The sequence below is a fragment of the Cryobacterium sp. RTC2.1 genome (genome assembly GCF_035018685.1).
GTDB lineage: Bacteria > Actinomycetota > Actinomycetes > Actinomycetales > Microbacteriaceae > Cryobacterium > Cryobacterium glucosi.
On sequence record NZ_JASJXJ010000149.1, the window covers coordinates 1 to 9,579 of the forward strand.

Genomic DNA, 9,579 nt, shown 5'->3' on the forward strand with positions numbered 1-9,579 from the left:
CGCCCCCGCGGGCGCGCGTGCCTTCAGTATGACAACAATGTAAGCCAAACCGCAATCAATGACTACGCTGTCATTTTGTAGAAAGCCCATGAAAGACCGTAAAAAACTCTCACAATGTTCTATGAGACAAAACAAGTGTCCACCTTGACATGTAGGATTCGGTGGCCTCAAATAGGAGGTAGCCGCAACGAGGCGGCTCCAAGGAGGTCCACCCCGGGCCGCGACGTGAGCCAAGTCACCTCGGTCCGCGACGTGGTCCTCTTTGTCAATGCCGGCACCACCGTGATGGATCGACTCGCCGTGATCTAACCGGGCGCGGGACTCCGTTCCAAACGCGGGCGCTAGGCTTAACCTGATCACCCGCCGAGGCCGGACGCCGTGGCCGGACGCCGGGGTGTGGCGGTACCCCGGCGAAGCCGGTTTTCTCCAAGAACCTCATCGACAGACGCTCGGATCACCGGGCGACTGTCCCGTAGGCCGCCCGCGCGGCCCTGAAAGCTGCGCCATGAGTGCCACCAATCCCCGCCCGACTGCGATCGAACTCGAGGTCGTGAAGTCCGAACCGCTGCGGTCGTTCCTGAGGCTACTGCGGCCCTACCGCATCCGGCTGTGGTTCGCCGCGCTTGCGTTTCTTATCAAGGACTCTCCGATGTGGGTGCTTCCGCCGCTCACTGCGGCGATCATCGATCTCGTCGTGCGCCGCGGATCGCTGGATTCCCTGTGGGTCTTCGCGGCATTCATCATTGCGTTACTGGCGCTCAACTATCCGTTCCACATGATCTTCGTGCGTGGTTCCAGCCTTGCCACCCGATCGATGGCCGCCGACCAGCGCAATGCACTTACCGAACAGATGCAGCGCCTCTCCATTGGCTTTCACAACCGCCACAGCGCCTCGATCGTGCAAAGCAAAGTCGTACGCGACGTCGAAAATCTTGAACTAATGATGCAACAAGCCTTACCAACCGTACTGTCGACCGTGTTCACCCTGGCCGGCGCCGTAATCGTCACAGCGATCTCAGTTCCCGCCTTCGTCGGGGTGTTCGCCGTGACCGTGCCCGTGGCGGCCATACTCGTACGCTGGATCCGCTCCCGAGCGGCCATCCGCAACGAGACCTTCCGCCACGAGGTCGAACGATTCTCGACCGGCATCGGCGAAATGGCCGCCCTCATCCCGATCACCCGGGGCCACGGGCTCGAGGCCGTCGCCGCCGAACGGGTCGCCGGGCAGGCCGAGAGCGTGAGCATCGCCGGGCAACAGCTCGACACCCTCAACGGCCGGTTTGGAGCCTTTTCTTGGGTCTCTTACCAGGTACTCGGGGTCGCGTGCCTGGTCGGAGCCGCCGCGGCGTCAATAACCCAGGTCATCTCCATCACGCCGGGACAGGTCGTACTGCTCAGCACGTACTTCACCATCCTGACCGGTGGAATCGTTGCCCTCCTCAATGTGGCTCCGGTGCTCACTCGCGGGCTCGAATCAATGCGTTCCATCGCCGAGGTCATGCAGGACCCTGACGTCGAAGTCAACGAGGGCCGTACCCGCGTCGACAAGGTTGAGGGCACGATCAAGCTCGACCACGTGAGCTTCAGCTATCCCGGTGGCCGGCCTGCGCTCACCGATATCTCCCTGTCTATCCGGGCCGGCGAGACAATCGCGCTCGTCGGACCCTCGGGCTCGGGAAAGTCGACGCTGCTTAATCTCATCCTCGGGTTCGTGCGGGCCGGAAGCGGACAGGTGCTGCTGGACGGCGTCGACATGAACAGCCTCGACATGCGCAGTGCACGCTCGTTCGTTTCAGTCGTGCCGCAGGAGTCGGTGTTGTTCGAGGGCAGCATCCGCGACAATGTCGCCTATGGGCTCACGGGCATCACCGACGACGGCATCCTCAAAGCCCTGCGCGGCGCGAATGCTCTCGATTTCCTGAACCTCGGCCCAACGGGAGCGAATGTTACGGACGCCGTGGGCGGGTCGTCGAACCAAGAATCCCCGCATCCGCCCACCGGAATTATCCATGGTCTCGGGCTTGTGACCGGGCGCATCACCGTCCCGATGCCCACCGGCCTCGATCGGATCATCGGCGACCGCGGCTCCGGACTCTCCGGCGGCCAGCGCCAACGGTTGGCGATCGCTCGCGCCCTCGTCCGCGATCCGCGCATCCTCATTCTGGACGAGCCGACGAGCGCCCTGGATGCCGATTCCGAAACAATGGTCAAGGACGCCCTCGCCACTCTCTTCCGCGACCGCACGACCATCATCGCTGCCCACCGACTGTCGACCATCCGCACGGCCGATCGGATTGCGTACCTCGAGAACGGTCGCATCGTCGAACTTGGAACCCACGACGAGCTCATGAACCTCGGCAACCGGTACGCCCACATCGTCTCGCGTCAGACGACCTGAGAACGTATCCCCGTCCGTTTGGGACGAGTGCGTGGCGGCGGGTCAGGTCGGCGGGCTGATCTCGCCTGAACCGCGGTGAATGAGGCGGGTCGGAATTTCGATCTGCCGGATGAAGCTGGTCGGGTCCTCGAGACGGTCGAGTGCGAGACGCGCGGCCGCTCTCCCGATCTCCCTGGTGTCGTAGGCGACGACGGTGATGTCCAGCGCATCGGCAAGGTCAAAATCGTCAAAACCAATGAACGCGACCCGCGGCTCTCGACCGCGGAGCACGCGAAGCGCTCCCGAGCTTGCCCGGTTATTCCCCGTCACAAGCGCAGTGGGCGGGTCGGCCTGATCAAACAAACTCGCGACGGCACTCTCTGCAGATACGGCCGGGTCGTCGTTGCACCTTTCGTATCGCGCGTTGTCGGCGATCCCGGCTTCGGCAAGGGCTTCACGATAGCCCGCGAGCCGCTCGCGCAAGGTGTAGATGGCGGAGGGGTTGCTCACGAATCCGATCTTTCGGTGACCGAGCTTAATGAGGGAACGCACGGCTTCCCGCATTCCCTCTCGGTTCTGGAGCACGACGGAGTCGGCCAGCAGATTGCTGGCAGGTCGGTCGACACTCACGATCGGGGTGCCCAATTGGCGTTCCCCATCGAGGTAGGACTGGTCAGCCGCGATCGGAATCAGCAGAAGCGCACGCACGCGCTGGGCGAGCAGGGAATCAACGACACCCTCCTCACTCTCGGCCGAGTCATCTGTCGAAGAGAGCACCATAGTTAACCCGTTGTCGGCCAGTTCGCGCTCAATCCCGGCCGCAACGTGGAAATAAAACGGGTTTGTGATGTCGCCGATCACGAAGGCTACCGTGTTGGACACCCCACCGTGGCGGAGACTGCGCGCGAGGACATTCGGCCGGAACCGCAATCGCTTCGCCGCGCTCAACACCCGCTCCCGGGTGACCGCACTCACGATGCCGTCTCCGGAGAAAACCCGCGACACTGTCTTCGAACTCACATCGGCCAACCGGGCAACATCGGCCAGGGTCGCTCTCGCTTGCGTCGTCATACTATCTCCCCAGTCGGCCACGAGTAGTCTAGCAAGTGCTCTATGTCAAGGTGAGACACAGGCCTCGGAACCTACGTGAACGCAAGCGGCTCTTAAGCCACATTTTACGAGAGATATCATGCCCGGATTTCCGCCAATGCTACACTCGAAAAACCAGAGACAGCGTTGACATTTCGAGGTTGGTTGCTGTCCCTCACCAACAAGTCTGGAGTCACCGCTCAATGTCCGCCACCGCACAGACCATCGCCGCTCCGATTCTCCGCCATCCGTTTCGCCGCCCCCTCGGCGTCGATTGGACCGTGACTGCCCAGGGCGGGCCGGTGCCCCCGAACATTGGCCTACGTGCGATCCCGGCGACCGTTCCGGGATCGGTGCACACCGACCTCCTTGCGGCCGGGCTCATCCCCGACCCCTACCTCGACGGCAACGAAAAACTGCTCGGCTGGATCGGCCTCACCGATTGGCGTTACACGACCACCTTCGTTTGGCAGCCGGGCTCCACGACCCAGTCCGAGATCGTCTTCGACGGCCTCGACACGATCGCGTCCATCTTTGTCAATGGAAACCGGGTCGGAACCACCCGCAACATGCACCGCAGCTACCGGTTCAACCTGCGCCCGTACGTCAGGGCAGGGCTCAACGAAATCGACGTGTTCTTCGCGTCGCCGATCCGGGCCGCCGACGCAGCGAGCCTCCAGCTCGGATACCGTCCGCACGTTAACCACCACCCCTACAATGCAATCCGCAAGATGGCGTGCAGCTTCGGCTGGGACTGGGGAATCGACACCTCGACCTCGGGGATCTGGCGCCCAGTCTCCCTCGAAGAATGGTCGACTGCCCGGATCGAGAGCATTCGGCCGATCGCGACCGTCGACACGGTCGATCCAGCGGATACCGTAGCCGGCACCGTCCGCGCAGCCGGCACAGTCGCCGTGAACGTCGAGGTTGCACGGGCGAGCGATGTCCGGCTCCTCATTACGGCATCCGTCGACGGCATGTCGGGCACCGCAATCCTCGAGGCCGGCGACACCACTGCCCTCGTGACCCTGCACGTCACGGACGTGGCTCTGTGGTGGCCGCGCGGCTACGGCGAACAACCGCTCTACGACGTCGACGTCACCCTCAACACCCATCACGGCGATGATGACGGATACGACGAGGTGATCGAGCTCGACGCTGCGACGAAGCGCGTGGGATTCCGCACGGTGGCGTTTGAGACGACCCCCGATACCACGGGCACCCCGTTCACGATCGTCGTCAACGGGCAGCCCATTTTCGTGCGCGGCGCGAACTGGATCCCCGACGACGCCTTTCCGCACCGCGTCGACCGGACCCGTTACCTCGCCAGGATCGAACAGGCCGAGTTCGCGAACCTGAACCTGCTGCGAGTCTGGGGCGGCGGAATCTTCGAGGCTGACGACTTCTACGAGCTGTGCGACGAGCGCGGCATGCTGACCTGGCAGGACTTCCTGCTCGCCTGCGCTGCCTATGCGGAAGAGGAGCCGTTCTTCAGCGAAATGGAGGCGGAGGCGCGCGACAACGTCGCGAGGCTCGCCGCGCATCCCTCGCTCGTCGTGTTCAACGGGAATAATGAGAACCTCTGGGGCCACGAAGAGTGGAACTGGAAGAAACGCCTCGACGGTAAAACCTGGGGCGAGACGTACTACTACGAGCTGTTCCCGGCGATCGTCGCCGAGCTAGCCCCCCACGTGGGTTACACGCCAGGTAGCCCCTTTTCCCCCGGTGACGCCGACGGTCTCGGCCGCTCCGGTGCCCACTCCCCGAACGACCCCGATCTCGGCACCATGCATATCTGGGACCTCTGGAACCTGCGCGACTACCCCGACTACCGCGCGTACACCCCGCGGTTCGTCTCCGAGTTCGGCTGGCAGGGCCCGCCGACCTGGTCGACGATGACCGAGTCGATCAGCGACGCGCCGCTCACCCCCGAGTCCCCCGGCATGCTCGTGCACCAGAAGGCAATGGACGGCAACGTCAAGCTCACCGATGGCCTCCTCGCGCACTTTCCGCTGCCGGAGGACATCGACGATTGGCACTGGGCGATGTCGCTCAACCAGGCGCTTGCGGTCCAGACGGCGATCGAGTACTTCCGGTCGCTGCAGCCGCACTGTATGGGCTCCATCGTCTGGCAGCTCAATGACTGCTGGCCGGTGACAAGCTGGGCCGCCGTCGACGGGTACGGGCGGGCCAAACCGCTGCTCTATGCGCTCCGCCACGCCTACACCGACCGGCTCGTAACCGTGCAGCCGCAGCGCTCCAGCGCGGACGTCGACGGTCTTACGGACCGCAGCGTCGACGGGGGCATGGGCCTTTCGACCGTCCTCGTCAACGACTCGAGCGAGCCCTGGTCGGGCGAGCTCAGGGTGCGTCGACTCACGTACGCGGGGATCCTGCTGGCCGAACACACCGAACAGATCACCCTGCCCCCGCGGTCCACAGTGTCCGTGCCGCTACCAGCATCCATTTCCGCGGCGACGGATGCGGCGGCGGAGCTCATCCGCGCCGACCTCGGCGGAGTGCGCGGCCACTGGTTCTTCGCGGAGGCCCGCGACACCCGGCTCGACGCGCCTGCGCTCGGGACTGCCCTCGAGCAGGTCCCCGGCGGGTACCAGCTCACCGTCACCGCGGCAAGCCTCACCCGCGACCTCGCACTTCTCGTCGACAAGGTCGACCCGGCCGGAACGGTCGACGACATGCTCGTAACCCTCCTTCCAGGCGAGAGTGTCGTGTTCGCCGTCACGTCGACTCTCGATCTCGACATCGCAGGGCTCTCAGCTCCGGCCGTGCTCCGCAGCGCGAACCAGCTGGTTCTGCCGTGACTGGTAACGAGGGCGGAATGGGCGTTCCCGGGGCCGCGCCCGCAGCTGCCGGGCGCTCTCCGGCATCCGCTCTCACCGGACCCATCTGCGGAATGACCTGGGGCTGGACCGGCGTGCGCGGCACCTGGGCGACCCCTGAAGCGCGCTCGTCGATGCGGCTCATGAGCGAGCATGGCATCAACTGGACGGCGATCGCCTATGCGGCCATACAGCAGAATGCCCAATCGACGCACATCTCGTACGACGAAGAACCAACCGTGACCGAGCCGGAAATTCGCGAGGCGATCCGGGAGGCGAAGGCACTCAACCTCAAGGTGTGCCTCAAGCCCGTCGTCAACTGCGCCGACGGCACCTGGCGGGCGTTCATCGGCTTCTTCGACTGGGACGTTCCCGGTGAACCCACCTGGACCGAGTGGTTCGAGTCCTACACGGCGTTCATCCTGCACGCTGCTGTGATCGCCGAGGAGGAAGGCTGTGACCTCTTCTGCATCGGCTGCGAGATGGTGCGCGCCGACGGGCAGGTACGGCACTGGCGTGACCTCATCGCCCGGGTGCGCTCGGTATATTCGGGGCTCGTGACCTACAACTGCGACAAATACCAGGAAGACCGCGTCACGTGGTGGGATGCCGTGGACGTGATCGGGTCGAGTGGATACTACCCGATCGGAGCGTTCCCGGCCGAGCTCGACCGGATCGAGCGCGTCGTGGAAAAGTTCGACAAGCCATTCATCTTTCTCGAGGCGGGATGCCCAAGCCGCACCGGATCACCGGACAAGCCCAACGACTGGGCGCTGCCGGGCACGCCCTCCGGCGCCGAGCAGCTGCGCTACTACGAGCACATCTTCAACGCTACGGCCAGCCGCGACTGGATGATCGGTTTCATGTTCTGGGATTGGCCGGCCGTCCTGTACCCGGTCGCATCCGCGCCGGATAACGATGACTACTGTGTGTACGGCAAACCCGCCGGGACGTTCCTCACCCACCGATACAAAACTCTCCAAGGACACCGCACCACATGAATTACGCATCCCGTCACCTCGCCATCGATGCCGGACAGACCGGCATCCGTGCCGTGCTGCAGAGCGGTGAGACCCGCCAGGAGACGTTTGACTTCGACGGCATCCGCACCGACCGGGACCTGATCCCGCAACTGGCTGACGTCTTAGCCCAGGTAGCCGGTGCCGCCGACGTCACCATCGGCATCGTGAGCGCTGGCATTTCCGGCTTCACCCAATCAGACGCCGACGCCGCGGAACTGCGTCGGCTCGGCCGCGAAATCGGGGTGCGGGAGGTATTCCTCGCCCATGACTCGGTTACCTCCTACCTCGGGTCCCTCGGCAACACCCTCGGCGCTGTGATCGCAGTCGGCACCGGCGTCGTTACCCTCGCGGTCGGCGCCCACAACGTGGCCAGAATCGACGGCTGGGGCTACCTGATCGCGGACGCGGGCAGCGGCTACTGGATCGGCCGCGCCGCCCTCGACGCCGTCATGCGCAACTATGACGGACGAGGCCCGGCGACGGCACTCACCGCGGCCGTCCGCGCGGAATTCCCAAACCTGGAGACCCTTTACCTAGAGCTGCAGGGCGACCCACTACGGGTCAGCCGTATCGCGTCCTGGTCGCGCGCGGTCACCGGACTTGCCCCAACGGATGCCGTCGCGGCGGAAATCTGCGACGCCACCGCCGCCGAGCTAGTGCACTCGGTGCGCACGGGACTCCAGCGCGTCGGACAGGCCGATGGTGCCGCACCGGTCGTCGGCGGACTCGGCGGGGTGCTGCGCGCGCCCGAGATCGCGAGTCGCTTCGAACGGGACCTGCGCGCGTTCTGGCCCGCAGTCGACCTGCGCTTCCCGACCGCGAACGGCCTCGACGGCGCCGCCCTGCTGCCCCACCTCGGCGCGGAGAGTGCGTTGCGCGGCCTTGTCGCGATCGCACGCGACTGATACGCGCGAGTTATCAAGAAAGAAATCTGAGTCGCCGGAAGCACGCAGCCCCATAACGAGATCGCGAAAGGCTTCGGGATCTCCAAACCCTGCCTGGCGAACTGGCTAAAGAAAGCCCACCTCGAAGAAGGCGTTAGCCCGGCGTGACCGATGAGGAATCGGCGGAGCTGTGTTCCGGCAGCAACCAGCCAGCTCTTCAGACCTCGGCTCGGAGGTAGGCGTACACGGTTTCGCGGCTGATCCCAAAGTCTCGAGCGAGAGCGGCCTTCGGCACGCCAGCAGCAGCCTTCTCGCGCAGCTCGGCGGCCCGGAGCGCGTCAAGTGACGGGGTGCGGCCACGGTACACGCCGCGCTTCTTCGCCAGGGCAATACCCTCTCGCTGACGTTCACGGATCAGAGACCGCTCGAACTCAGCAAAGGCCCCCATCACATTGAGGAGCAAGTTTGCCATCGCATTGTCCTCCCCGGTAAAGGAGAGCTGCTCTTTCACGAACTCGACCCGGACCTTCTTCGCCGTGAGCTGGCGCACGATCGAGCGGAGATCCTCCAAATTGCGGGCAAGGCGGTCCATCGAGTGAACGAGAACAGTATCGCCATCCCGGACGAACTTGATCAGCTCCTCCAACTCAGGCCGGTTTAGATCTTTCCCCGACGCCTTGTCCTCGAACACCCGGTCGACGTCAACGCCATCCAGTTGGCGGACGGTGTTCTGATCGAGGGTACTGACTCGCACGTATCCAACTCGTTGACCCGTCATGAAGCCTCCGGCCCTTTCTGTCAGGTTGAACTCTAAGACCCGACAGTGAGGGCTGTCAACTAACAGGAATTGGTCCCTATTCGGACGAAACTGCGTACCTGCACCTGATGTCTAGTTGGGGTGTACCCCAAAAAGACACACAGCAGTCTGTACAGGTGGGATTTGAACCCTATTGTTATGCCCGCTAGGGCTCCCATCCATGCTAAAAACCGCGTAAATTCAACGTTTTCGATCACTCCGGCACCAGCAGAATCAGGCCGATTTCCGACAACTGTGGGCAAAAAGTGGGCACGGCCCAGCTTGCCGAAGGTCGCATTTGGCGACCGAATCGTCGAATCCCTCGTGAACGGTGATCTCATCCCGCCCGGCTCGACCAGTTGCCCCACCCCGCCGCCCAGGCAGAGCGTCGCCTCGGAGACGCGCCGAATCGCCATTCGGCGGAAGAGCCTCACGGAGTGATCGTGGGGTTACCGTGTCCCTCAGAGCCCAGGGGGACGCACATTCCTTGCGAGGTGAGTATTAGCGCTTCTGGGGGCCACCGATATTGACTTTGGGGGCCACCGGGCGGTGTGACCAGTAGTGCGCTCGG

At 64.0% G+C, this 9,579-nt stretch carries 6 protein-coding genes; 4 read left to right on the top strand and 2 right to left on the bottom strand.

The window, feature by feature from the left end; all coding sequences use genetic code 11:
* The first annotated feature begins 505 nt into the window (after nucleotides 1–505).
* Nucleotides 506–2,398, top strand: a complete 1,893-nt coding sequence (locus QN357_RS15445; RefSeq protein WP_322136723.1) for an ABC transporter ATP-binding protein — start codon at nucleotides 506–508, stop codon at nucleotides 2,396–2,398.
* Between the two features lie 42 nt (nucleotides 2,399–2,440).
* On the opposite strand, the gene QN357_RS15450 is transcribed toward QN357_RS15445, so the two are convergent.
* Entirely contained in the window at nucleotides 2,441–3,448 is a 1,008-nt protein-coding gene (locus QN357_RS15450; protein ID WP_322136724.1) for a LacI family DNA-binding transcriptional regulator, read from the bottom strand.
* Between the two features lie 221 nt (nucleotides 3,449–3,669).
* Between QN357_RS15450 and QN357_RS15455 the strand changes: the two genes are divergently transcribed.
* From QN357_RS15455 to QN357_RS15465, 3 genes are read left to right on the top strand one after another with little or no spacing between them, the layout of a single operon-like run.
* Nucleotides 3,670–6,288 carry a glycoside hydrolase family 2 protein gene (locus QN357_RS15455; protein WP_322140450.1) on the top strand — a complete coding sequence of 873 codons (2,619 nt, stop codon included), beginning with the start codon at nucleotides 3,670–3,672 and terminating at the stop codon, nucleotides 6,286–6,288.
* Nucleotides 6,285–7,307, top strand: coding sequence for a glycoside hydrolase family 113 (locus tag QN357_RS15460; protein WP_416172969.1), 1,023 nt, complete (start codon nucleotides 6,285–6,287; stop codon nucleotides 7,305–7,307). The genes QN357_RS15455 and QN357_RS15460 overlap by 4 nt, the downstream gene beginning before the upstream one ends.
* Nucleotides 7,304–8,233 carry an N-acetylglucosamine kinase gene (locus QN357_RS15465; RefSeq protein ID WP_322136727.1) on the top strand — a complete coding sequence of 310 codons (930 nt, stop codon included), beginning with the start codon at nucleotides 7,304–7,306 and terminating at the stop codon, nucleotides 8,231–8,233. The genes QN357_RS15460 and QN357_RS15465 overlap by 4 nt, the downstream gene beginning before the upstream one ends.
* Before the next feature lie 196 nt (nucleotides 8,234–8,429).
* On the opposite strand, the gene QN357_RS15470 is transcribed toward QN357_RS15465, so the two are convergent.
* Nucleotides 8,430–8,990: a recombinase family protein gene (locus QN357_RS15470; RefSeq protein WP_322136728.1), complete on the bottom strand. Its 561-nt coding sequence runs from the start codon at nucleotides 8,988–8,990 to the stop codon at nucleotides 8,430–8,432.
* Between the last annotated feature and the right edge of the window lie 589 nt (nucleotides 8,991–9,579).

Bases quoted from the DNA above. Each gene is read 5' to 3' on its own strand.
- QN357_RS15445 (WP_322136723.1), top strand. From the start codon at position 506: ATGAGTGCCACCAATCCCCGCCCGACTGCGATCGAACTCGAGGTCGTG.
- QN357_RS15450 (WP_322136724.1), bottom strand. From the start codon at position 3,448: ATGACGACGCAAGCGAGAGCGACCCTGGCCGATGTTGCCCGGTTGGCC.
- QN357_RS15455 (WP_322140450.1), top strand. From the start codon at position 3,670: ATGTCCGCCACCGCACAGACCATCGCCGCTCCGATTCTCCGCCATCCG.
- QN357_RS15465 (WP_322136727.1), top strand. From the start codon at position 7,304: ATGAATTACGCATCCCGTCACCTCGCCATCGATGCCGGACAGACCGGC.
- QN357_RS15470 (WP_322136728.1), bottom strand. From the start codon at position 8,990: ATGACGGGTCAACGAGTTGGATACGTGCGAGTCAGTACCCTCGATCAG.